The sequence below is a fragment of the Nocardia sp. NPDC087230 genome (genome assembly GCF_044744725.1).
Taxonomy (GTDB): Bacteria; Actinomycetota; Actinomycetes; order Mycobacteriales; family Mycobacteriaceae; genus Nocardia; species Nocardia canadensis.
The window spans coordinates 342909-366833 of sequence record NZ_JBIUYV010000001.1 but is presented as its reverse complement, the minus strand read 5'-3'; the positions used below and the strand labels follow the sequence as shown (position 1 = coordinate 366833).

Annotated in this window: 24 protein-coding genes; 7 read left to right on the top strand and 17 right to left on the bottom strand. The window is 69.2% G+C overall.

What is annotated here, in order from left to right; genetic code table 11:
* Positions 1 to 67: 67 nt before the first annotated feature.
* The 4 genes from mftG to mftA form a co-directional block, all read right to left on the bottom strand.
* Positions 68 to 1513: a mycofactocin system GMC family oxidoreductase MftG gene (gene mftG, locus ACIO52_RS01935; RefSeq protein ID WP_402640782.1), complete on the bottom strand. Its 1446-nt coding sequence runs from the start codon at positions 1511 to 1513 to the stop codon at positions 68 to 70.
* A 10-nt stretch (positions 1514 to 1523) separates the two neighbouring features.
* The gene (gene mftF, locus ACIO52_RS01930) at positions 1524 to 2921 is read right to left on the bottom strand and encodes a mycofactocin biosynthesis glycosyltransferase MftF (RefSeq protein ID WP_218719664.1); all 1398 of its coding nucleotides are present in this window, start codon (positions 2919 to 2921) and stop codon (positions 1524 to 1526) included.
* A gap of 139 nt (positions 2922 to 3060) precedes the next feature.
* Positions 3061 to 4554, bottom strand: coding sequence for a mycofactocin radical SAM maturase (mftC, locus tag ACIO52_RS01925; protein WP_218719690.1), 1494 nt, complete (start codon positions 4552 to 4554; stop codon positions 3061 to 3063).
* A 2-nt stretch (positions 4555 to 4556) separates the two neighbouring features.
* A complete protein-coding gene (gene mftA, locus ACIO52_RS01920) occupies positions 4557 to 4661 on the bottom strand; it encodes a mycofactocin precursor MftA (RefSeq protein ID WP_218719663.1) in 105 nt (34 codons plus the stop codon).
* Positions 4662 to 4837: 176 nt separating this feature from the next.
* Between mftA and mftR2 the strand changes: the two genes are divergently transcribed.
* Positions 4838 to 5476, top strand: a complete 639-nt coding sequence (gene mftR2, locus ACIO52_RS01915; RefSeq protein WP_218719662.1) for a mycofactocin system transcriptional regulator MftR2 — start codon at positions 4838 to 4840, stop codon at positions 5474 to 5476.
* Positions 5477 to 5513: 37 nt separating this feature from the next.
* On the top strand, positions 5514 to 6569 hold the full coding sequence (locus ACIO52_RS01910) for a 2Fe-2S iron-sulfur cluster-binding protein (RefSeq protein ID WP_402640778.1): 1056 nt from the start codon (positions 5514 to 5516) through the stop codon (positions 6567 to 6569).
* A gap of 16 nt (positions 6570 to 6585) precedes the next feature.
* On the opposite strand, the gene ACIO52_RS01905 is transcribed toward ACIO52_RS01910, so the two are convergent.
* The 4 genes from ACIO52_RS01905 to ACIO52_RS01890 form a co-directional block, all read right to left on the bottom strand.
* Positions 6586 to 7326, bottom strand: a complete 741-nt coding sequence (locus tag ACIO52_RS01905; RefSeq protein ID WP_316576148.1) for a DNA alkylation repair protein — start codon at positions 7324 to 7326, stop codon at positions 6586 to 6588.
* Positions 7327 to 7434: 108 nt separating this feature from the next.
* A complete protein-coding gene (locus ACIO52_RS01900; protein ID WP_316576149.1) occupies positions 7435 to 8199 on the bottom strand; it encodes an aspartate/glutamate racemase family protein in 765 nt (254 codons plus the stop codon).
* A 56-nt stretch (positions 8200 to 8255) separates the two neighbouring features.
* A complete protein-coding gene (locus ACIO52_RS01895) occupies positions 8256 to 8465 on the bottom strand; it encodes a hypothetical protein (protein WP_218719658.1) in 210 nt (69 codons plus the stop codon).
* A 99-nt stretch (positions 8466 to 8564) separates the two neighbouring features.
* A complete protein-coding gene (locus tag ACIO52_RS01890) occupies positions 8565 to 9764 on the bottom strand; it encodes an NAD(P)/FAD-dependent oxidoreductase (RefSeq protein WP_402640773.1) in 1200 nt (399 codons plus the stop codon).
* A 325-nt stretch (positions 9765 to 10089) separates the two neighbouring features.
* Between ACIO52_RS01890 and ACIO52_RS01885 the strand changes: the two genes are divergently transcribed.
* Complete coding sequence (locus tag ACIO52_RS01885; RefSeq protein WP_316576152.1) at positions 10090 to 10446, top strand: SPW repeat protein; 357 nt, start codon at positions 10090 to 10092, stop codon at positions 10444 to 10446.
* A complete protein-coding gene (locus ACIO52_RS01880) occupies positions 10446 to 11063 on the top strand; it encodes a TetR/AcrR family transcriptional regulator (protein ID WP_218719655.1) in 618 nt (205 codons plus the stop codon). Before ACIO52_RS01885 ends, ACIO52_RS01880 begins: the two co-directional genes overlap by 1 nt.
* A gap of 13 nt (positions 11064 to 11076) precedes the next feature.
* Here ACIO52_RS01880 and ACIO52_RS01875 read toward each other — a convergent pair whose 3' ends face one another.
* On the bottom strand, positions 11077 to 12591 hold the full coding sequence (locus tag ACIO52_RS01875; RefSeq protein ID WP_402640770.1) for an MFS transporter: 1515 nt from the start codon (positions 12589 to 12591) through the stop codon (positions 11077 to 11079).
* A 102-nt stretch (positions 12592 to 12693) separates the two neighbouring features.
* Here ACIO52_RS01875 and ACIO52_RS01870 point away from each other — a divergent pair, with 102 nt between their 5' ends.
* Positions 12694 to 13578, top strand: a complete 885-nt coding sequence (locus ACIO52_RS01870; protein WP_402640767.1) for a helix-turn-helix transcriptional regulator — start codon at positions 12694 to 12696, stop codon at positions 13576 to 13578.
* 127 nt (positions 13579 to 13705) lie between these two features.
* Here ACIO52_RS01870 and fusA (ACIO52_RS01865) read toward each other — a convergent pair whose 3' ends face one another.
* Complete coding sequence (gene fusA, locus ACIO52_RS01865; protein WP_402640764.1) at positions 13706 to 15787, bottom strand: elongation factor G; 2082 nt, start codon at positions 15785 to 15787, stop codon at positions 13706 to 13708.
* Positions 15788 to 16123: 336 nt separating this feature from the next.
* Here fusA (ACIO52_RS01865) and ACIO52_RS01860 point away from each other — a divergent pair, with 336 nt between their 5' ends.
* Complete coding sequence (locus ACIO52_RS01860) at positions 16124 to 16552, top strand: PPOX class F420-dependent oxidoreductase (RefSeq protein WP_218719651.1); 429 nt, start codon at positions 16124 to 16126, stop codon at positions 16550 to 16552.
* Positions 16553 to 16656: 104 nt separating this feature from the next.
* Positions 16657 to 17013 (top strand): nitroreductase/quinone reductase family protein, encoded by a 357-nt coding sequence (locus ACIO52_RS01855; RefSeq protein WP_394358753.1) that lies wholly within the window; start codon positions 16657 to 16659, stop codon positions 17011 to 17013.
* Between the two features lie 10 nt (positions 17014 to 17023).
* Here ACIO52_RS01855 and ACIO52_RS01850 read toward each other — a convergent pair whose 3' ends face one another.
* The 7 genes from ACIO52_RS01850 to ACIO52_RS01820 all read right to left on the bottom strand — a co-directional run bounded on the left by ACIO52_RS01850 (position 17024) and on the right by ACIO52_RS01820 (position 23831).
* Positions 17024 to 17839, bottom strand: coding sequence for an alpha/beta fold hydrolase (locus ACIO52_RS01850; RefSeq protein WP_402640759.1), 816 nt, complete (start codon positions 17837 to 17839; stop codon positions 17024 to 17026).
* 206 nt (positions 17840 to 18045) lie between these two features.
* Complete coding sequence (gene tuf / locus ACIO52_RS01845; RefSeq protein WP_218719650.1) at positions 18046 to 19236, bottom strand: elongation factor Tu; 1191 nt, start codon at positions 19234 to 19236, stop codon at positions 18046 to 18048.
* Between the two features lie 114 nt (positions 19237 to 19350).
* Positions 19351 to 21453 (bottom strand): elongation factor G, encoded by a 2103-nt coding sequence (gene fusA / locus ACIO52_RS01840; protein WP_218719649.1) that lies wholly within the window; start codon positions 21451 to 21453, stop codon positions 19351 to 19353.
* A 150-nt stretch (positions 21454 to 21603) separates the two neighbouring features.
* Positions 21604 to 22074 (bottom strand): 30S ribosomal protein S7, encoded by a 471-nt coding sequence (rpsG, locus tag ACIO52_RS01835; protein ID WP_019049358.1) that lies wholly within the window; start codon positions 22072 to 22074, stop codon positions 21604 to 21606.
* A 1-nt stretch (position 22075) separates the two neighbouring features.
* The gene (rpsL, locus tag ACIO52_RS01830) at positions 22076 to 22450 is read right to left on the bottom strand and encodes a 30S ribosomal protein S12 (protein ID WP_019049359.1); all 375 of its coding nucleotides are present in this window, start codon (positions 22448 to 22450) and stop codon (positions 22076 to 22078) included.
* A 284-nt stretch (positions 22451 to 22734) separates the two neighbouring features.
* Positions 22735 to 23310 (bottom strand): DUF3558 domain-containing protein, encoded by a 576-nt coding sequence (locus ACIO52_RS01825; protein WP_308248558.1) that lies wholly within the window; start codon positions 23308 to 23310, stop codon positions 22735 to 22737.
* Positions 23307 to 23831, bottom strand: coding sequence for a DUF3558 domain-containing protein (locus ACIO52_RS01820; RefSeq protein WP_218719648.1), 525 nt, complete (start codon positions 23829 to 23831; stop codon positions 23307 to 23309). The genes ACIO52_RS01825 and ACIO52_RS01820 overlap by 4 nt, the downstream gene beginning before the upstream one ends.
* Positions 23832 to 23925 lie beyond the last annotated feature (94 nt).

Below are 23925 nucleotides of genomic sequence, written 5' to 3'. Positions count from 1 at the left end.
ATCGGCAGCCTCGCCAGAAGTGTGGGTTTGTCCCGCAGGTCACATTGTGGTAGCAGATGTCACTTCGTCACACCCGGTGTCGACGCGCTATCACTGTGGCGAGCAGCACCGTCGCGGCCTGCGGACCGCGGCGCAAGGGGACCGGCACGATCGACAGATCGGCCACCGTCAGACCCTCGATGCCGTGCACCCGGCCGCGATCGTCGACGACGGCGCGCGAGTCGTCGGCGGGGCCCATCCGGCAGGTGCCCGAAAGGTGCTGGGACGTCCCCAGATGCGAGCGTAGCCAGGCATCGTCGACGGTGCCCGGCGGCCGCCCGAGAATCCGCCCGGCGAGTTCGACCCCCGCGCGCAGGCGATCCCGATCGACGGCGGCGCGCAGATAGCCCTGGTCGATCCGGGCGGGAACGGCCGGGTCGGCGGAGACGAGGCCGAGCGTGCCGGATGACTCCGGCAGCATCAGCGCGACGCCGAGCCTGCGCAGGCCGGGCGTGAACATCGGGGTATACGGGCGCAGTTCGAGGTCGCCGAGTTCCAGGACGTATTCGAGGGCGACCGTGCTCGCCGTCGGCGTCGGCCCCGGGTACTCGACACCGATCTCGGGATGGTCGGTGCACCACTGCCCCACCGGCGCGGGCCGCACCACCGGGATGCCGAGCGAACGCAGGAGCGGTTCCGGGCCGATCCCCGAGCGGATCAGCAGCGCGGCCGATTCCACCGCGCCCGCGCACAGGATCACCCGGTCGGCGTAGACCGTGCCGCGTTCGCGACCGCGCGCCCACTCGACGCCGACCACCCTGGCGCCGCGCGACACCAGGCGGGTCACCATCGTCGCGGCGGCGATCGTGAGGTTCGGGCGGGCGAGCGCGGGATAGAGATGAGTGATCGCGGTGCCCGCTCGGCGGCCGTCCGCGATCGCCAGTGGCACGCGTCCGAAGCCGACCGTCTCCCCCGGGTGGACCGCGGCGGCGCCGTGTTCTCGGCCGGGCGGAAGTGCTTCGGGGTGTGGCGCGTTCAGATCGGCGATCTCGGCGAAACCCGCCGCCGCGCATCGGGTGGCGAAATCCACGCTGACCGGGGTCGGCTCGGTCGTGCGGCGGATCGGGATCGGGCCGGTGGTGCCGTGACCGGGCGCGGTGCCGAAATCGTGGTCGGTCTCCAGCCCGCGCAGGAACGGCAGCACCGCGTCGAACGACCACAGCGCACTGTCCGCCGCCGCGCTCCAGGCCGCGAAGTCGGCGGCGGGCGGGCGGACGAAATAGCTGCCGTTGATCGCACCCGAGCCGCCGATCAGCTTGCCCCGCACGATGTTCCCCGGATACCGCCACACCACGGCGGATTCCGGGCCGACCGGCAGCCGCCCCGGATCGAGCAGGTCGGCGGGCATCGCGGCCGCCGACGGCCAGACCGGACCCGCCTCGAACACGTTGACCGTGTGCGCCGGGTCGGCGCCGAGCTCGGCCGCGACCACGCAGCCGGCCGAGCCTGCGCCGACGACGAGTGTGTTCGTCACGCGGCCGAACTCAGCGCGGCGGCACGCTCGGCTTGAGCGCCTCGAAGCTGCGCGCCCTGATCACGCCGAGCCACAGGCCACTGCCATAGGCCACGTCGTCGAGACGCTTGTAGGCGACATAGCGCACCGGATCGAGCCCGCCGGCGTCGCGATGGGTGAACCAGTCGGCCAGCCCGTCGGCCAGGGCCATGGTGATCGCGATCTTGCGAATCCGCCGGGAAGCGAGCACCGCGATCAGCGTCACCGGCCAATAGTCCCGGCACATCGCCGAAGCCAGCCGCCACATTCCGGCGAAATAGCCGCGCGCCAGATACACCGCCGCGATGCGCGTGGGGTTGTCCAGTTCGGTGAACACCCGCCGCATCCGCACCAGCGCGGTGGCCAACGTGACCAGCCCACCGAGCAGGCCCCATTTGGACAGCGTCGCGAACAGGATGCTCGCCAGCACGGTCCAGGTCGGCACCGACAGCGGCGAGACCATGCCCGCGTGCCGCTTGCCCAGCGGCGCGGCGCCGGTGCCGTAGAACAGCCTGCGGCCGAACCACGCGCGGAAGGCCACCCGATGGTCGTGGGCGACGTGCGCGGCGGGCTCGTAGCGCAGCCGCCAGCCCGCCCGTTCCAGCCGCCAGCACAGGTCGACGTCCTCGGCCACCTGCATCGACTCGTCGAAGCCGCCCTCGTTGAGCAGCGCCGCGCGCCGGGTCAGCAGGGCCGCGCTCGGCACGTACGACACGACTCCGCGCGCGTGCACCGCCGCCTCGCGTCTGCCCAGATCCAGCGAGGACCGGGTGTGCTCGTAGCGGGCCAGCGCGTTGGACTCCTTGTCCAGCGCGACGATCCGCGGCGCGACCAGCGCCACCTGCGGATCGCTGAAGTGCCCGAGCATCACCTCGAGCCAGCCGCTGCGCGGCACCACGTCGGAGTCCAGGAACGCGACGAAGCCCGTTGTGGCCGCCCGTAATCCGGCGTTGCGCGCGGCGGCCGGGCCGAGCGGGGACTCGTGCCGCAGCACCGTCACCTGCCCACGGCCCTGCCGGGGCGGGATCCGCACCGGCTCGTCGGAACCGTCGTCGACGACGATCACGTTGTGCCCACGCAGCGTGGCCAGCAGCCGCATCAACCCGTCGGCGTTGTTGTACAGCGGGATGACGACGGTGATGTCGTCGAGCGAGGGCAGCAGCCGCGGCCGCGGGTTCGCCACACCGGAATCGAGCAGCCGGCGGGCGACGATCGCGGACTTGGTATCGGTCACCTCCAGGTACCCGTCGCCGATCAGCTCGGCGGCCTCCGGGGCCAGGCGCAGCATCCGCGCGGGCGATCCACCGATCAGGATCCGACCCCCGGAAAATGCGCGTACCCGTGGATCGATCCGTACCCCGAAGCCGTCGGGCAGACGATCATGGCGCATTCCTCGCATGCTATGCGCACTCGAGCTCGCAGACATCATCACCCCACAAAAAAGGAGGAAAGTCCGCCAGAAATGCCGCCGTGACCGATATCCGGGCGCGTCAACAAGATCGGCAGCGCACTTTCGGCAACCGACCCGTCTATCCGAGTGGACTCTCGTTGCACGCCTTGGCAGGAGCGCGCTTGACCGTCAACGGCAGCGAGACCCGACCACGGGTACGAACCGGGCGCGAATGATCGACCGCGGGTCGCGGAATCGTGCGGCCCGGCATCGACAGTGCCGCTTCGCCATAGCCCTGCACGCATTCCGGGTCGGGACCGTTGGCGGGCAGGCCGGTGAAGAACTTCGCCGCCATGCAGCCGCCGCGGCACGCGTCGTAGTGCGAGCACTTGGTGCAGGCGCCGCCGTCGACCGGCTCGCGCAGTTCGGCGAACAGCTCCGAGGTGGTCCACACCGCGTCGAAACCGCCGTCGGCGACGATGTTTCCGGCCTTGAACCGGTCGTGGATGGCGAACGGGCAGGCGTAGACGTCACCGACCGGATCGACCAGGCACACCACCCGGCCCGCGCCGCACATGTTCAGGCCCGGCAGCGCGGAACCGAACGCCGACAGGTGGAAGAACGAGTCGCCGGTCAGCACGCCCTCGCCGTTGGCGACGAGCCAGTCGTAGAGCTCGCGCTGCTGTTCGGGCAGCGGGTGCAGCTCGTCCCAGACGTCGGCGCCGCGGCCGGACGGACGCAGGCGGGTCAGCCGCAGGGTCGCGCCGTAACGGTCGGCGATGGCCTTGAATTCGTCGAGCTGGGCGATGTTGTGCCGGGTCGCGACGACCGAGAGCTTGGCGTCCTTGAACCCCGCGTTGTGCAGGTTCTCCAGGGCGCGGATCGCGGTGTCGTAGGAGCCGGGGCCGCGCACGGCGTCATTGACCGCGGCGTCGGCGCCGTCGAGGGAGATCTGCACGTCGACGTAGTCGCTGGCGGCCAGCCGCGCGGCGACCTCCTCGTTGATGCGAACGCCGTTGGTGGAGAACTTGACCCCGACATGATGGGCGGTCGCGTAGTCGACCAGCTCCCAGAAGTCGGGTCGCACCGTCGGCTCACCGCCGCCGATGTTGACGTAGAAGATCTGCATGCGCTCGAACTCGTCGATGAGCGCCTTGCACTGCTCGGTCGTCAGCTCGTTCGGGTCGCGGCGACCCGACGAGGACAGGCAGTGCACGCAGGACAGGTTGCACGCGTAGGTGAGTTCCCAGGTCAGGCAGATCGGCGCCGCCAGGCCGGATTCGAACCGGTCGATCAGCTTGCCGCCCTGGGTGGTGTCCGTGGAGGCAGGCAGGCTCACCGGTGTCACCGGCGTGACCGGGCCCGGCGCGGGCACGATCATGTCGGTGTCGGCCAGCTGCGCCAGCGCCTTGATGTGGGCGTCGGACGCGCCGACGCCCTTGGCTCGCAGCGCGTCCCGCACCGAGGCGTGAGCAGGCAGCGACTGCACCACGTCGACCAGATCGCGGCTCTTGAGGAACGAGAGCTTGCGAGTGCCGAAGTGGTACAGCAGCGCACCGAAGGACTCCGGGCGCAGCGAGACGCGCGGATGCAGCGCCCAGCGGGTGTCGAGATCGAGCACGCCTGCCTCCATGGTCAGTACACGCCGCACATGCCGTCGATGCTGACCTCTTCGATCAGCGTCTCGGTGACCAGGTCTTCGTCGGATTCGACGGTCGCAGGCGTTGCGTTCTCGGGCATGACTACCTCCATTGTGTTGCCGGTCACCGCCGACTTTAACGTCAGTCACTGCCATAAAGGGGCGGAATTCGAAAATCTCGATGGCCGCGAGCACCTCGGCGCACCCCTCTAGACTTCCGGGAGCAGGACGGGAACGCCGCCGGTGGGTCCGGTGGCAGTAGAGGTGAGGCGGAAGCTTGCGTAACCACGGAGGGGCAGGGAGCGGCGCGCATTCCACACTCTCGGAGTCGGAGATCGTCGAGGCGGCACTGCGAGTCGTGCGCGAGGACGGCGTGGAGAAACTGTCGATGCGCAGGCTCTCCCGCGAGCTCGGCGTCTCGCCGATGGCGCCGTACTACTACGTCGCCGACAAGCGGGAACTGCTCGATCTGGTGGCCAGCGCGGCCCTGCTCGGGGTCCGCAAGCCCACCCGGGAGTCGGGGCCGTGGCAGGAGCGCCTGCGCGACCTCATCGATCAGATAGACGATAAACTGCGCAGGCATCCCGGCCTGGGCGACATCCTGCTCGAGCAGATGCTCGGCAAGCAGCTCGACCTGATCGACGCCGTGATGGAGATCCTGTTCGACGCGGGCTTCAGCGACCGCAACGTGCTGGCCGCGTATGCGACCATCCACACCTACCTGTTCGGCCGCAGCCGGGTGAATCCGCGGGACCGCTCCGCCCCGGCGGACGTGCTGTTGCCCGAGGCGGTGGCACGGGCCACGAAGTACATGGCGGACCTGCGCGGCAAGTACTCCTACGACTTCGGGATGGAGGTGCTGGTCGCCGGTCTCGAGGCGCAGCTTGCCCTGCAGGCGCGTCCCGACCTAGCATGAAACTGAAACACGTTCTAGTTTTGTTCGAGAGGACGACATGACCACAGTCGAGGTTCCGCACGGTTCGCGGTCGGTGGTGCTGCGGGTGGCCGCGGTGATCGCCGAAACGGCCGACACCCACTCCGTGGTCTTCGAGGTGCCCGCCGACCTCCGCGAACGCATGGCCTACACCCCGGGCCAGTTCCTGACCCTGCGCATCCCCAGCGACCAGACCGGCTCGGTCGCCCGCTGCTACTCGCTGGCCAGCTCGCCGTTCACCGACGATCTGCCCAAGGTGACGGTCAAGCGCACCGAGGGTGGCTACGGCTCGAACTGGCTGTGCGACAACATCTCCGCGGGCGACGAGCTCGAGGTGCTGCCGCCCTCGGGCGTGTTCACCCCCAAGAACCTCGACGAGGACCTGCTGCTGTTCGGCGCGGGCAGCGGCATCACCCCGGTGATGTCGATCCTGAAGTCGGCGTTGTCGCAGGGCAACGGCAAGATCGTGCTCGTCTACGCCAACCGCGACGCCGACTCGGTGATCTTCGCCGACGAACTGCGCGACCTGGTGGGCAAGCATCCCCAGCGCCTGTCGGTCATCCACTGGCTCGAGCCGCTGCTCGGCCTGCCGACCGCCGACATGCTGGCCACCCTGGTCGCGCCCTACACCGCCTACGAGGCGTTCATGTGCGGACCCAAGCCGTTCATGGACCTGGTCCACGACGCGCTGGCTACCCTCGAGGTGCCGCGCAACCGCACCCACGCCGAGATCTTCAACTCGCTGGCGGGCGATCCGTTCGCCGACCACGCTCCCGTCGAGCTCAGCGAGGAAGAGGCGGCCGACGCCGCGACCGTCGAGGTGGAGCTCGACGGCCAGGTGCACGAGCTGTCCTGGCCGCGCAAGCAGACGCTCGTCGACATCATGCTCGACAAGGGCCTGGACGTGCCGTACTCCTGCCAGGAGGGCGAGTGCGGCTCCTGCGCCTGCACCGTGCTCGAGGGCAAGGTCGAGATGGCCAACGCCGAGATCCTCGACCCCGAGGACATCGAGAACGGCTACATCCTCGGCTGCCAGGCCCGGCCGGTCACCGACCACGTGAAGATCCAGTTCTGAGCGGGGCCGCGCCGCCTCAGCGCAGCGCGCGGTAGGCGGCGCGTTCCTCGGGCGTCAGGTGCTCGACGGCGTAGCTCAGCGCGGTCCGGCCCATCCCGGCCGCGTTGGCGTCGAGGAAGCCGGTGAGCACCGCCGGATCGACGCGTTTGCCGATCTCGCGCAGCATCCAGCCCAGCGCCTTCTGGATGAGATCGCGGCGGTCGTCGAGCAGCTCGCTCGCCAGTTCCAGCGTGGTGCTCGGATCGCCCGCCTTGATGAAGGCGAAGGTCGACAGCAACGCCACCCGCCGCTCCCACAGCGAATCCCGCCGCGCCAGGTCGAACAGCAGGCCGCGGTCCTTGTCGAGCAGCCACGGGCCGACGATGTTCTCGGCGGAGGCGTCGACCAGATCCCAGTTGTTCACCCGGCCCCGGCGCACCGCGTCCAGGTAGAACTCGACCATCTCCGCGCGCGCCGCGTCGTCGCGGGTGCGCGGTTTCGACGCCGCCGCGAAGCGGGCGTTCAGGATGAGCAGCGCGGCCAGCCGTTCCTCGTGGACCGGGCTGTCGAGCAGGTCGCCGATCTGCTTCAGCGGCAGGGTGGCGAACTGTTTGGCGACCTTGCGCGTGGCGGGGACGCGAACGCCGAGGAAGACATCGCCCTCACCGTATTCACCGGCGCCCGTCTTGAAGAAGCGCTGGAGGTGGATGGCATCGGCGGGATCGGCTTGCTCGGCGAGCGCCGCCCGCACCTGCGCGGCGGTGGGGAGCTCGGACACAGGGCACCTCCGGCGTCGGGGGAATTCCCTCGCATTCAACACCGGCGGACCGACAGATTCGCGTCGGCCGCCGACGGGCGTGTCCGCCGACCGATCGGCTCGGCGACCTCAGCCGGGCAGCGCGCCGACGACCCGGCCGGACTCGAAAGTGGCGGCACTGCTGGGCAATTCCCCCGGCCTGCCGCTGTTGCGGACGGTGACGGTGCCGGTGCCGGCGGTCGGGCGGCCGAGTTCGTCCATCTTGCGGATCGTCTGCGCGGCGACGGCCTGAGCGCTGTCGAACAGGCGAACGCCGTCCGGCAGCGCCCCGATGATGGCATCGATGACCAGCGGATAGTGCGTGCAGCCCAGGACGACGCCCTCCACATCGGCGGGCGTGCGAGCGGCCGCGTCGGCGATGGACTCGCCGATGGCGGACAGGTCGCCGCGGTCGATCGCGTCGGCCAGGCCGTGGCAGGCCACCCCGACGACTTTGGCGTCTCCGGCGAACTGGGCGATCAGGTCGGCCTGGTAGCGGCTGGCGGTGGTCGCCGCGGTCGCCCACACGGCCACCGAACGGCACTGCGCCGCCGCCGGCTTGATGGCGGGCACGGTCCCGATCACCGGCACCGACTCCCCCACCTCGGCCCGCACGTGCGCCAGCGCGGTCACGCTCGCCGTATTGCACGGCAGCACGATCACTTCGGCGCCGAGTTCCAGCGCCTGCCGCGCCGCACCGAGCACCCGCTCGACCACCCAGTCCTCCGGCTTGGGCCCCCAGGGCGCGCCCTCGGGGTCGAGCAGCAGCAGCAGATCCGCATCGGGACGCATTGTGCGCAACCACGCCGCCGTCGGCAGCAGGCCGAGGCCGGAATCGATAAGCGCGACGATCACGGGTCCACCGTATTACAGGCCCGCGAATCGACCTGCCGCGACCGTATCCCCGCGCACTACACCAGTTCGATCTCGTCGAAGCCCACCGTCAGCGTGTGCCGCCGTTCCCGCAGCACACCGCCTTCGCGGTGCACGCTCCCCTCCGCGAATTCCAGCCGCACCGTGGCGCGGCGCACGTCGACCTCCCTGACCACACCGCAGACACCGCTGAACGGGCCTTCCGGGAAATAGACGACATCACCGGCCGAGTACTCGGTAAACCCCACGGCGCCACAGTAATCCAGGCCGGTGACGAGGTCCCGGCGTCGGCCGGTTCTCAGCCGCCGTCCCGATCGATCGGCGCGGCGGCTGTGAACCTTTCCGGATCAGCCCGCGGCGGCGAGCAGGTCGGCCACCGGGGTGTCGGTGGCCAGCTTGGCGCGCAGCTTCATCACCTGACCGGTCAGACCGGCGCCGAGAACGGCGGTGAGGATGCCGTCGCGGGAGTAGTAGGCCAGGAACTTGCGGCCGTCGTCACTGACCACGGTGACGTCGTCGGCGGGCGACGGGGTGCCCAGCGCCTGGATCTTGACGTCGTACTGGTCGCTCCAGAAGTACGGCACCCGGGCCGCGGTCGGGGCCGCACCGCCGAGCAGCGCGGTGACCAGCAGCTTGGCCTGCTCGCCCGCGCTGGTCCAGTGCTCCACCCGCTTGCGGACACCGGTGTCGTGCTGCCAGGCGGCCACGTCGCCGACCGCCCAGACGGCCTCCGCGGAGGTGCGGCCGACCTCGTCGGCGAGCACGCCGCCCCCGGCGGAAGCCTCGGCCAGTTCGATGCCGGAACCGGCCAGCCAGTCGGTCACCGGCACCGATCCGACACCGACCACCACCAGGTCCGCATCGACCTCGGTGCCGTCGGTGAGCAGCCCGCCGCGCACCCGGCCGGATTCGTCGGACCGCAGGGTGTCGACGCCGACGCCGCAGCGCAGGTCGACGCCCTCGTCGCGGTGCATGCGGGCCACCAGCCCGCCGATCCGCTCGCCGAGCACCGAGGCCAGCGGAGTCGGCTGCGGCTCGACCAGAGTCACCGCGACATCCGCGGCCCGGAAGCTCGCGGCCAGTTCGCAGCCGATGAAACCGGCGCCGATGATCAGCGCCCGATTCGCGCCGTCCAGTTCGGCGCGCAGCGTCTCGGCGTCTTCGTGGGCGCGCAGCACGTGCACGCCCGCCACCTCGGGCAGCCCGGGCAGCCTGCGCGGGCGCAGCCCGGTCGCGATGATCAGCTGGTCGTAGCCGAGGTCGCTGCCGTCGGCGAGGGTGATCGTGCGCGCGGCGGTGTCGACGCCGGTGACGGCGGTGCCGAGGCGCAGCTCGATATCCTTCTCCGCGAAGAACTCCGGCGGCCGCAGGGTGGTGTCGTCGGTCTCGCCGCGGACGAACTGCTTCGACAGCGGCGGGCGGTCGTAGGGCGGACGCGACTCGTCGCCGAGCAGCAGCACCCCGCCCTCGTACCCGGCCCGGCGTAGTTCCTCCGCCGTGCGCAGGCCTGCCAGACCCGCTCCGACGATCACGATGGGCGCGCTCATACCTGTGTCCTCTCGGCCTGTGCGGCGCCCTGCCTGCTCGCGCGAGCCACCGCCGCCGGGAGCTGACCGCTCATGCTCTCTCGATTCGGCATGCTCGGGCGCCCTACGTGGTTACGCAGACTGCCGCCTTCGGGCGCTGACCGCTCATGCCATGTTCTTGTGTTGCGGGCCACTACGGCCCCGAAGATGTTTGTACCAGTGCGACCCGCCACAGGTGACACCCACGTCGCAACGCAACCGTGCCGCTTCCGATGTCGACCGGGCGGTCAATCAGGGGTAGACCGAGGTCAGAAGTATTTTTCGTCTCATCGAGGAGGCATTCCCCATGTTCACCGACAGCCGCGCACAGGATCTTCTCGCCGTCGTGCTCGGCGCATTCACCGCGCTGTCGCCCCTGTGGGTCGACACCAACGACAACGCCCGCTGGACGCTCATCGTGCTCGGCGTACTCATCGCCGCGACCGGGCTGATCCAGATGGCCCGGGCGAGCATGTCCAGCGCCGACTACGCGATGGGCCTGTTCGGCGTCCTGCTGTTCATCTCGCCGTGGGCGATGGACTTCACCGCGTTCCGCGGCGCCTCCTGGACCGCATGGGTGGTCGGGGTAGTGACGGCGGTGGTGGCGGTCGCCGCGCTGCCCGCGATGAACGAACGCCTGCACAAGATGGCTCCGCATCACTGATGCCGGGCCGACGCGTCGGGCGCCGCAACGCGAAACGCGATGGCGACGCCCGGCAACTCATTCTGGATGCCGCCGAGAACCTGTTCGCCGCACAGGGATTCGACGCCACCCCGACCGCTGCCCTGGCCGCGGCCGCCGGGGTACCCAAGGGCCTGGTCTTCTACTACTTCCCCACCAAGAACGCGATCCTGTCCGCGCTGATGCGCGAACGGGTCCCCGAACACCCGATCGACGATCTCGGAGCCGTGGTCGCCCCCGGTGATCCGGCCGCCAGCCTGATCAACCTCGACTCCGCCATCAACCTGCGCGACCACCATTCCTCGGTCCTGCGGGTGATCATGTGGCGCGAGGCCGACACCCACCCCGACGTGCGGCGTACCCTGCGCAACCTGCGCGACCAGCTTCTCGACGCCACCGCCCGCGTCCTGCAGGCCAGCGTCCCCACGCCCGTCCGTCCGAGCACCCTGCACGCGTGCGCGTCGGCCTGGGTCTCGGCCATGTTCGCCATCGCCAGCACCGACCGCCTGCACGCCCTGGACGGCGTCCCGGTGCCGACCCCCGACGACCTGCTCGATGTCGCCCAGGTGGTGGCGGCGGGGATGACCCAGCTCGGCTGAGGACCGCCCGCCCTCACCCCGGCGCGGAGGCGCGTTCGTGGCCGGTCACGGCGTCCGGTGTACCGGCGACGTCCGCGCGGGCACGCAGGACCCGCGCGGCCACCCCGCCCAGCACGATGTGCAGGACCGCGGCGACCGACGCGACCGCGTGCAGTCCCGTGACGAACGCGCCGCGCGCGGCGTCGAGCGTCGCGGGAGCCGCCCCGGGCAGCCGCAACGTCTCGCCGAGGGTCGGCGCGAGATCGGGTCCGGCCAGCCGGAAGACCAGCGCGGCCAGCGAACCGAAGACCGCGATCCCGATCGCGTTGCCGAGTTCGTTGCCGGTCTCGGCGAGCGCGGCGGCCGATCCCGCCCGCGCGGGCGGCACCGCCGCGACGGCGATATCGGCGACCACACTGAACGAGATCCCGTACCCGATCCCGGCGACGGCGGTCGAGGCGATGTACCAGCCGATGCCCGCCGCGTCGTCGGCGAGCAGCAACAGCAGCAGTCCCGCCGCGATGCCGAAGTGCGCGCTGATCAGCGCGTTCGACCGGCCGATCCGGGCGACCACGGCCGGGGTCAGCACCGCCGCCACGGTGAGGACGACGGCGCCGGGCACCGCGAGCCACGCGGCGCGGGCGACCGTGAGCCCCAGCACGGATTGCAGATAGGTACTCGCGAGATAGGCCGTCGCCGACCACGCCGCCAGCGGCAGGAACCCGGTGACGATCGCGATCGCGAACACCGGATTGCCGAACAACCCGAATTCGACCAGCGGGTGCGCGATCCGGAACTGCCTGCGCACGAACCACGCCAGCAGGGCGACGCCCACCAGCCCGGCCACCGAGCCGGTCGCCGACGGACCGTCGGCCGCCGCGTGCTTCAGCGCGTACATGGTGAGCAGCAATCCGGCGGCCGAGGCGAGCACACTCGCCACGTCGACCCGGCCGGTGCCCGGCGCGCGCACCTCGCGCAGCAGCACCGGCGCCAGCAGCAGGAACACCAGCAGCACCGGCAGATTGAGCAACAGCACCGATCCCCACCAGAACCTGGTGAGCAGCTGTCCCGCCACGATCGGCCCGATCGCGAAGCCCGCGGCGAAGGTGGCGGCGAAGATGCCGATGGCCTGGGCCCGCGTACGCGGATCGGGGAACAGGGTGCTCAGGATCGCCAGCGCCGACGGCAGCAACGTCGCCCCGGCCACGCCCATCAGCACCCGCAATCCGATCAGGATCGCCGCGTTCGGCGCGAAAGCCGCTGCCGCCGAGGCGATACCGAAGACCGCGGCGCCGATCAGCAACAGCCGCAACCGCCCGTACCGGTCACCGATGGCGCCGAACGCGATCAGCAGCGAGCCGACCGCGAAGCCGTAACTGTCCAGGATCCACAGGGATTGGTCGGCGCTCGGGGTGAGGGCCTCGGTGAGCACGGGCATGGTCAGGAACAGCACCGAGCCGTCCATGGCGACCAGCAGCACCGGGCCAAGGATCACCAGCAGGCCGAGCCAGGCCCGCACCGGCGTGGGTGGGGCGTCGTGTCGAGTCATGTCCCGAATCTGCGGCGGTCCGCGCCCGGCAGCCAGACCCGGCGATGGGTACACCTCGCAGGGACACCCGCCGCCCGGCCGCCGTGCCTACGATCGGAAGGCATGGAACGGGAAACCCTCGGCGCCTTCCTCAAGTCCCGCCGCGGCCGGGTCACGCCCGAGTCCATCGGGTTACGGACCTACGGCGTGACCCGCCGGGTTCCCGGTCTGCGCCGCGAGGAGCTGGCCCAGCTGGCCGGGGTCAGCGCCGGGTACTACACGCGGCTCGAACAGGACCAGGCGGGAACCGCGTCGACGCAGGTCATCGATGCCATCGCGCGGGTGCTGCGGCTGGACGTCGCCGAGACCGCCCACCTGCACAACCTGGCCGAATCGCCCGCCGCGCCCCGGCTGACGCGGTCCGGGCCCGAACGCGCGCACCCGCGAGTCCTCGCCCTGCTCGACGCGCTCGGCGACAGCATGCCCGCGCTCGTCCTCGGCCGCCGTGGGGACGTCCTGGCCTGGAACCCCACCGGGCACGCCCTGTTCGCCGCACACCTCGATGCCGCCGCGCCGGCCGATCCGGCGGTGCGGCCGTCGATCCCGCGCATGTTCTTCCTCGATCCGCTCAGCCGGGACCTGCACCGCAACTGGTCCGAACTGGCCCGCGTCCACGTCGCCTACCTGCGCCGCACCGCGGGCCGCTACCCCACCGACGCGCACCTGGCCGAGCTGATCGGCGAACTCGCCATGCGCAGCACCGAGTTCGCGACCCGGTGGGCCGAAGGGGAAGTCGCCGACTGCACCGTCGGCGCGATGCACCTGCACCATCCCACCGTCGGCGACGTCGATGTCGACTACCAGGTGTGGTTGCAGCCGGACAGCCCCGATCATCGGCTCGAGGTCTACACCCCGCGCGACGCGAGCACCGCCGACGCGCTGCGGCTGCTCGCCCGGGCGGCAGCGGAGAGTGCGAACCGCCAGGATCGGGTCGTCACCCCCGAATGAGCGGCTAGCTCGGCATCAACGGGCGGACAGCACCGACTTTCCATCGCGGCGCCCGCGGCCACGTTCGACCGCAAGCAGTCCGAGCAGGTGGCGCCGTATCCGTGGATACGACGCCACCTGCGCCTCGTCAGCCGGCGATGATCGACGCCGCGACGCCGGCCGGAACCGGCGCGTAGGAGTCGAACACCATGGAGTAGGTCGCTCGGCCGCGGGTCTTCGAACGAAGATCCCCGATGTAGCCGAACATCTCCTGCAGCGGAGTCAGGGCCCGCACGACGCGCGCGCCCGCCCGCTCGGTGAGCTCGGTGACCCGCCCGCGCCGGGCGTTCAGATCACCGATCACCTCGCCGAGATACTCCTCCGGGGTGACGACCTCCACGGCCATCACCGGTTCGAGCAGCACCGGCTTCGCCCGCGCGACCGCCGCGCGCACCGCCGCCGCACCCGCCAGCCGGAACGCCAGATCCGACGAATCCTGCACGTGGGCGGCGCCGTCGAGCAGCGTCACCCGCACGTTCACCAGGGGGAACCCGGCGAGCGCGCCGACCCGCAGCGCGTCCTGCGCGCCCGCGTCGACCGCGGGCAGGTACTCCCGCGGCACGCGCCCACCGGCCACCCGGCTCTCGAATTCGTAGACCGCGCCGTCCTCGGCCACGTGCGGCCGCACCGCGATCACCACCTTGGCGAACTGCCCGCGCCCGCCCACCTGCTTGCGATGGGTGTACTCGAACTGCTCGACGGCGGCGGTGATGGTCTCGCGATAGGCCACCCGGGGCGCGCCGATCTCGGCCTCGACCCGGAACTCCCGGCGCATCCGGTCGACCAGGATCTCCAGATGCAGCTCGCCCATGCCGCCGATGACCGTCTGACCGGTCTCGGCGTCGACCTGCACGGTGAACGTCGGATCCTCCTCGGCCAGGCGCGCCAGGGCGGTGCCCAGTTTGTCCTGATCCGCGCGGGTCCGCGGTTCGATCGAGACCGCCAGGACGGGTTCGGGGAAGGCCATCGACTCCAGCACGACCGGATGGTTCCGATCGCACAGGGTGTCGCCGGTGCGCGTCTCCTTCAGGCCGATGACGGCACAGATCTGCCCGGCCCGCACCCGATCGACGGCGATCTCGGTGCTCGACTGCATCTGGAACAGCTTGCCCAGGCGCTCCTTTCGTCCCGTGGTCGAATTCAGTACGGCCGCACCGGGTTCGACATGTCCCGAGTAGACCCGCAGGTACACGAGCTTGCCGAAGAACGGATGCAGCGCCACCTTGAACGCCAGCGCCGCGAACGGCTCGGCGACATCGGGTGCGCGCTCGAGGTACTCACCCTCCGGCGAGAACCCGTGTACGGCAACGACATCCAGCGGCGAGGGCAGGTAGTCGACGACCGCGTCCAGCAGCGGCTGCACGCCGATATTGGCCAGCGCCGAACCGCACAGAACCGGGTAGGCGCGCGCGTCGATCGTCATCGTGCGGATGGCGGCCTTGAGCACGTCGACCGGAATCGGCGCGCCGGACAGGTACGGCAGCAGCACCGCCTCGTCGGCCTCGGCGACCGCGGCCACCAGCGCCTCGCGGTGCTGTTCGGCCGTGACGCGCAGGTCGTCCGGGATCTCGACGATCTCGAACCGCACGCCACGGTCGGTGTCCCCACGCCACACCTTCGCCGTCATCTCGACCAGGTCGACGATGCCCTCGAACTCGCGCTCGGCGCCGATCGGCAGCTGGATCACCAACGGCCGCACGCCGAGTCGCTCCGCGATGGTCCGCACGGTGAACGCGAAGTCCGCGCCGAGCTTGTCCATCTTGTTCACGAAACAGAGGCGGGGCACGCCGTAGCGGTCGGCCTGCCGCCACACCTGCTCGGACTGCGGCTCGACGCCCTCCTTGGCATCGAACACGGCGACCGCGCCGTCGAGCACCCGCAGCGATCGCTCCACCTCGACGGTGAAGTCGACGTGGCCGGGGGTGTCGAGGATGGTGATCTCGTGCTCGTTCCACCGGCAGGTGGTGGCCGCGGCGGCGATGGTGATGCCGTGCTCGCGCTCCTGGATCATCCGGTCCATGGCGGCGGTGCCGTCGTGGACCTCACCCAGGGTGCGGGTGACGCCGGTATAGAACAGGATGCGTTCGGTGGTGGTCGTCTTGCCCGCGTCGATATGGGCCGCGATGCCGATATTGCGCATGTGGGCGAGGTCGGGCCGTCTCGTGGTCATGGGAATCCCCCAGTACGTCAACTAGTTCGGTCGAAGAAGTCGACGCTCGCCAGTTGTGCGTTCCACCGGACGGCACGGGCATCGAATCACGCGGCGCCACACCGGCGCCCGAGGACCCGATGCGAACTAGCGCCGCGAATGCGGACGTACCGTAACCATGCCCCCAGTTCTACGCGCTCGGACCCCGCGCTGTCGACGGGTTTTCCCGTCCGATGTCCTCGGGGCCCGGCGGGCATAAATCGGCCGTCACGGCAGTTCGTCTCACCGAGGGGACATCGCGCCGTCGATCGCGGTGGCCTCGTCCAGCGAGTCAGCCCACCCAGAGGAGACCCACCGATGACAGCGGCATTCGACCCGCACGATCTGCTCGCGACAGCGAAGCTCGGCGTGCTCGCCACCATCAAGGCGGACGGACGGCCCCAGCTGTCGCCCGTCACCCCGTACTACGACCGCGAAGCCGGCGTCATCTACGTCTCGATGACCGAGGGCCGCGCCAAGACCACCAACCTGCGCCGCGACCCCAGGGCCGCCGTCGAGGTGACCGCGCCCGACGGCTGGTCCTGGGCCACCGCCGAAGGCAGCGTCACCCTGACCGGTCCCGGCACCGATCCCGACGGCCCCGAGGTCGCCGCCCTCGTCGACTACTACCGCGCCGCCGCCGGCGAGCACCCGGACTGGAACGAGTACCGCGAGGTCATGGTCGCCGACCGCCGCGTCCTCATGGCGCTGAGCGTCGAACACGTCTACGGCGCCAAGATCCGCTGAACGCCGGAACCGTTTCGGCCCCAAGAACTCTCAGGGCTCTGCCAAAGAACCTCGGTACCGTGGGCGCAACGAGCCCGTTCTTCATCCTCAGGCAGGAGAAGCCGTTGAGTCAGGAATCAGTGTTGCGCCGAGTCGTGCACGGCATGAACGCGGGCGTGGTCGCGCTGACCGAAGCCCCCGTCGTCGGCAAGTTCCTCGGTAAGGCGTTCGCGCAGGTCAGCTACGTCGGCCGGCGCTCGGGACGCACCTTCAGCACCCCGGTCAGCTACCGCCGCTCCGGGGACGAGTACGTCATCGGCGTGGCCATGCCCGACAAGAAGCAGTGGTGGCGCAACTTCCTCGGCGAGGGCGGCCCGATCACCTTGCGCATCGACGGCGTCGACAAGGCCGGTCACGCGGTGACCCACCGCGACGACCGTGGCCGGGTCACCGTCCGCGTCCGCCTGCTCGCCCCGGCCTGATTCCCGCCGCTCAGATTCCCGGCGCCGTCAGGAACGCGGTGACGTCGGCAGCGAAGCGCTCGTGCTTGATCGCGCCGAGGTGGCTGGTGTCCGGGTAGACCACGAGGCGGGCGTCGGGGATGCCGTCGGCGGTGCGCCGGAAGGTCTCGACGGAGTAGTACTCGTCCCGCTCACCGCCGACCACCAGGGTCGGGGCGGTGATATCGGCGAGCCTGCCGTCGAGGTCGAACGCGTCCTCGGCGCGCACGAACGCGAGCGTGTCGGCCGGGTTCTTCGGCCGCACCAGGGGATCTGCGAGCCAGGCGACCGCGCCGACCAGCCGTGCCTTGACCCGCGACTCGATCCCCTGGGTCGCCAGATGATGCAGCGCCCGCTTGCCCGCGGCGGCCGCCGTCGCGTACTTCATCTGCGATTCCCTGGCAGCGTCCTCGAGCCGATACCCCGACGACGCGACCACCAGCCGCCGCACCGCCGACGGATGATCCGCGGCGAGCTGCAAGGCCAGCGACCCACCCGACGAAATCCCGAGCACGTCGACCGGAGCACCGAACTCGCCCAACAGCGCCTCCGCATGCTCGCGCGCGATATCGGCCATCGTCGTCCCCACCGCCATCCCCGGCGCCCGATTCACCGCGTACACCCGGAAGTTCCTGGCCAGCGGCGCCATCGTCTTGATCTCCGAGCTCCGCATCCACCCCCGCGGATTCGCGTGATCGGGCGTGAACCACCGGAGAAACACCAGCGGCGGCCCGTCCCCGAACGCCAGATAGGGCATCCCGTGCTCGAGCACACCCTCGGTGACCTCGAACCCCTGCACCACAGACACGCCTGCCTCCGATCCGCCGGATATCTCCCTCCCGAACGCTACCCAGCGTGGTGCCGCCCCGCGATGACCCCGGAGGTCATGGCGATCTCGTCGCTGGCCGCCGCGCTGGATCACTGGTGCTGCGGCCACGCGACAGCCCCGGGAAACGCCGAACGGCGCCGCTCCCGGGGGAGCGACGCCGTTGCGGTGTCAGTGGGTCTACAGACTCACTTGATGATCTTCGTGACGCGACCGGCGCCGACGGTGCGGCCACCCTCACGGATCGCGAAACGCAGGCCCTCGTCCATGGCGACCGGCTGGATCAGCTTGACGGACATCTCGGTGTTGTCACCGGGCATGACCATCTCGGTGCCCTCAGGCAGGGTCACAACGCCCGTCACGTCAGTCGTACGGAAGTAGAACTGCGGACGGTAGTTGTTGAAGAACGGGGTGTGGCGGCCGCCCTCGTCCTTCGACAGGATGTACGCCTGGCCCTCGAACTCGGTGTGCGGGGTGGTGGTGCCCGGCTTCACGACGACCTGGCCGCGCTCCACGTCCTCGCGCTTGATGCCACGAACCAGCAGACCGACGTTGTCGCCCGCCTGGCCCTGGTCGAGCAGCTTGCGGAACATCTCGATACCGGTGACCGTGGTCTTGGTCTTGTCCGGACGGATGCCGACGATCTCGACTTCCTCGTTCACGTTGATGATGCCGCGCTCGACGCGACCGGTGACGACGGTGCCACGACCGGTGATCGTGAAGACGTCCTCGACCGGCATCAGGAAGGGGAGCTCGGTCTCACGGACCGGGTCCGGGATCGACTCGTCGACGGCAGCCATGAGCTCGACGATGGACTCGGCCCACTTCTCGTCGCCCTCGAGGGCCTTCAGGCCGGAGACGCGCACGACGGGGGCATCCTCGTCGAATTCCTGCGACGCCAGCAGCTCGCGGACCTCCATCTCGACGAGCTCGAGGATTTCCTCGTCGTCGACCATGTCCGACTTGTTCAGCGCGACCAGGATGTAGGGCACGCCGACCTGACGGGCGAGCAGCACGTGCTCACGGGTCTGCGGCATCGGGCCGTCGGTGGCGGCCACGACCAGGATCGCGCCGTCCATCTGGGCGGCACCGGTGATCATGTTCTTGATGTAGTCGGCGTGGCCCGGGGCGTCGACGTGCGCGTAGTGGCGCTTCTCGGTCTGGTACTCGACGTGGGAGATGTTGATCGTGATACCACGAGCCTTCTCCTCCGGCGCCTTGTCGATCTGGTCGAAAGCGAAGCTCTCGTTCAGATCCGGGTACTTGTCAGCCAGCACCTTGGTGATCGCCGCAGTCAGCGTGGTCTTGCCGTGGTCGACGTGACCGATGGTGCCGATGTTGACGTGGGGCTTCGTCCGCTCGAACTTCGCCTTCGCCACTGTTGTCCTCCTGGACTAGTTAGTGCGTGCTTTTTTGCAGCAGTGCGGTTATTAAGGGGGGTCGTGCTGACGCCCGGTTGCCGGGGCCAAGCGTACTTGGCCCCGGCAAGCGAATTACTCGCCGGTCGCCTTGGCGATGATCTCCTTGGACACGTTGGCCGGAACCTCCGCGTACTGGGCGAACACCATGGAGTAGTTCGCGCGGCCCTGGGTCTTCGACCGCAGGTCACCGATGTAACCGAACATCTCCGAGAGCGGAACCAGCGCCTTGACGACACGGGCACCACTGCGTTCCTCCATGGCCTGGATCTGGCCACGGCGGGAGTTGAGGTCGCCGATCACGTCGCCCATGTAATCCTCGGGCGTGATGACCTCGACCGCCATGAGCGGCTCGAGGATCACCGGACCGGCCTTACGGGCCGCTTCCTTGAGGGCCTGCGAGCCCGCGATCTTGAACGCCATTTCCGAGGAGTCGACGTCGTGGTACGCGCCGTCGAGCAGGGTGACCTTCAGGTTCACCAGCGGGTAGCCGGCGAGCACGCCGTACTGCATGGCGTCCTGGGCACCCGCGTCGACCGACGGGATGTACTCACGGGGCACGCGACCGCCGGAGACCTTGTTCTCGAACTCGTAGTGCGCGCCGTCCTCGCCGACGAAGGGCTCGACCGCGATGATGACCTTCGCGAACTGGCCGGAGCCACCCGTCTGCTTCTTGTGCGTGAACTCGAGCTTCTCGACCGGCTTGGTGATCGTCTCGCGGTAGGCCACCTGCGGCTTACCGACGTTCGCCTCGACCTTGAACTCGCGCTTCATGCGGTCGACGAGGATGTCGAGGTGGAGCTCGCCCATGCCGCCGATGACGGTCTGGCCGGTCTCGGCATCCAGCTTGACCGAGAACGTCGGATCTTCGCGCGCCAGCTTCTGGATCGCGGTGCCGAGCTTCTCCTGGTCGGACTTGGTCTTGGGCTCGATCGAGACCTCGATGACCGGGTCCGGGAACGTCATCGACTCGAGGACGACCTGGTTCTGCGGGTCCGAGAGGGTGTCACCGGTGGTGGTGTCCTTCAGACCGATCACGGCGTAGATGTGGCCGGCCGACGCGGTGGTGACCGGGTTCTCCTTGTTGGAGTGCATCTGGAACAGCTTGCCCAGACGCTCCTTCTTGCCCTTGGTCGAGTTGACGACCTGCGAGCCGGAGTCGACCTTGCCCGAGTACACGCGGACGTAGGTGAGCTCACCGAAGAACGGGTGCACCGCGATCTTGAACGCCAGGGCCGCGAACGGCTCGTCGACGTTCGGCTTGCGGGTGACCAGCTCGTCTTCCTTGCCGGGCACGTGGCCGGTGGTGGCCTCGACGTCCAGCGGGGAGGGCAGGTAGTCGATGACCGCGTCGAGCATGGGCTGCACGCCCTTGTTCTTGAACGCGGAACCACACAGCACCGGGTACAGCTCGGAGTTGACCGTCATCTTGCGGATGGCGCCCTTGATCTCCTCGACCGAGAGCTCCTCGCCGCCGAAGAACTTCTCCAGCAGGGACTCGTCGGACTCGGCGACGGTCTCGAGCAGCTCCTGACGGTACTGCTCGGCCTTGTCCTTGAGATCGGCCGGGATCTCGACGACCTCGTACTCTTCGCCGAGCTTGGTCTCGCCCTTCCAGACCTTGGCGTTGTTCTCGACCAGGTCGACGATGCCCTCGAAGTCGTTCTCCGCGCCGATCGGCAGCTGGATGACCAGCGGCTTGGCACCGAGACGATCCTTGATGGTCTGCACCGTGAAGTAGAAGTCGGCGCCGAGCTTGTCCATCTTGTTCACGAAGCAGATACGCGGCACGTCGTACTTGTCGGCCTGACGCCACACCTGCTCGGACTGCGGCTCGACACCCTCTTTGCCGTCGAACACGGCGACCGCACCATCGAGCACGCGCAGCGACCGCTCCACCTCGACGGTGAAGTCGACGTGCCCGGGGGTGTCGATGATGTTGATCTGGTTGTCTTTCCAGAAGCAGGTGGTAGCGGCGGAGGTGATGGTGATACCACGCTCCTGCTCCTGCTCCATCCAGTCCATGGTGGCCGCGCCGTCGTGGACCTCACCGATCTTGTACGTGATACCGGTGTAGAAGAGGATGCGTTCGGTAGTGGTGGTCTTGCCCGCATCGATGTGGGCCATGATGCCGATGTTGCGGACCTTGTTCAGGTCGGTGAGCACGTCCTGTGCCACGGAAATCTTCCCCGCTCGTTAGCTAGTTGGGATTCTCGGGAACGACCCTGGTTCGGGTCGTCACAATGTCAACGCCGGGGGCGGCACCGAAGTGCCGCGTCCCGACTGAAAGCCTTCCGGCGCCGACACTAGCGACGGGCCGGGCGGCAATCACCAGCGGTAGTGCGCGAAGGCCCGGTTCGACTCGGCCATCTTGTGGGTGTCCTCGCGACGCTTCACCGAAGCGCCGAGGCCGTTGCTGGCATCGAGGAGCTCGTTGGCGAGACGCTCGACCATGGTCTTCTCGCGACGAGCGCGGGAGTAGCTGACCAGCCAGCGCAGCGCCAGGGTGTTGGCGCGGCCCGGACGGACCTCGACCGGCACCTGGTAGGTGGCGCCACCGACGCGGCGGGGCTTCACCTCGAGGGCGGGCTTGACGTTGTCCAGCGCACGCTTGAGGGTGACGACCGGATCGGTGCCGGTCTTCTCACGCGCCTGCTCGAGAGCACCGTAGACGATGCGCTCGGCGGTGGACTTCTTACCGTCCAGCAGGATCTTGTTGACCAGCTGAGTGACCAGCGGCGACCCGTAGACCGGGTCGTTGATCAGCGGACGCTTGGGTGCGGGGCCCTTGCGTGGCATATCAGCTCTTCTCCTTCTTGGCGCCGTAGCGGCTGCGGGCCTGCTTGCGGTTCTTCACACCCTGGGTGTCCAGCGAGCCACGGATGATCTTGTAGCGGACACCGGGGAGGTCCTTCACACGACCGCCACGGACGAGCACCATCGAGTGCTCCTGCAGGTTGTGACCCTCGCCGGGGATGTACGCCGTGACCTCGACTGCGCTGGTCAGGCGAACACGCGCGACCTTACGCAGCGCGGAGTTCGGCTTCTTGGGGGTGGTGGTGTACACGCGAGTGCACACGCCACGACGCTGCGGGCTCCCCTTCAGGGCCGCAGTCTTGGTCTTGGAGACCTTGTCGCGGCGACCCTTGCGGACCAGCTGGTTGATGGTTGGCATAGACCGGCTTTCCTTATTGGTAATTGCGGCTTGTATTGCGGTGGGCAGAACACATGTCTTCAGTTCATCGAGCTTTCACTCGCACGTCCGACCGTGTTTTCCTCTACCCGCGGTCGGGCGTGTCGCGCGCAGCTCAGGGCCCTTTTTCTGGGCACGCTGGAACGTACCGGCCGCTCTCGCTGGCCTACGTTCACGCACGAACTTGCCCGTAGCAATCCGGGCACAGGGATCCACGATACCCGTGTGTCCCGCAGAGGGTCAAAGCGGGGCACCTGGTCAGGAGTCTAGCGGGCTCGGTTCAAGGTGAGTTCGACCAGCTTGGCCGCCACCGGGCACGGATCGGGATGGGCGGACCCCGCCCGATAGTTGATCCACCAGCCGACCACACCCGCGTCGGCGGCTTTGGCGCTGACACCACAGGAGTCGGGGTCACCCGGACGACGGATCTCGACCGCGGACGCCCCTTGGATCGTGGTGATCGCCGAGTTGTAGCCGAGCTTCTGATACGTCTGCCGCTCGACGTTGAGCGAGCCGTGCTCGTACCAGTTCAAAGTCAGCTTGGCGCCGCCGCCCGGCGCACCGACGACATCCCACATGCACACGGCTCCGACGAAGGAGTCGTTGAATTGCGCGTCGCCGCCGACGGCTTCGGCCATCTGTTCCTCGGTGAGAACCTCACACTCACGCAGCAACTTGTCGAAATCGACGTTGACCGCGCTCCCCCCGCCGCCTTCACCGACCGCGGCGGGCGCCCCCGGCACCGTCCGGCCGCAGCCGGCCAGCGCGGTGCCCGCGGCGGCGATGATGACGGCGATCGCCGCGAGGCGCGCGGCCGGCCGAGGTGAGCGCGTCCCGGTCACTGCAATCTCCCCAACGTCAGTTCGGCCAGTTGCCGGGCGGCGTCACACGGGCCACGCCCGGGGGCCGTGTACCCGTAGGTCGACCACTCGAAGAAATCGTCGCCGAGCCCGATGGCGAAATCGCACGTGGTGGCGCCGTAGCTGGTTCCGTACGACTGAAACCCGGTGCGCCCCTGGACCGTGACCGACTCGACGACGCGGTCCTTGGACTGCACCCAGGCCCGCTCTCGATCTATCGGACTACCTCGGTAGGAGGCGAAGGTGACCACGGAAGAATCGATGCCCGCCGACTGCCAGTTACACCCGACCGCGTTGCGGAACACCGCCGAGACCTGCGGGAGACCGGCGATCGACCGCACCTCGTCGTCACCGACATGTCCGCACTCCCCGACGAACGGCCCCAGCGCGGCGACCTTGGGTGGCGTCCGCGACGAACCCGAGGAGTCGTCGGAGCCGCCCGACCCGCAGGCAGCCAGTGCCACGCACGCCAGCCCGATCGCCACCGCAGGTTTGAACCGCATAGCCGAAACTCTACCCAGTGGGGCGGGCTGGAGACCGTATCCGATGGTGCGACCTCGCCCACGCGCAACCGATCTCGCCCGCTCCGCCGCACTC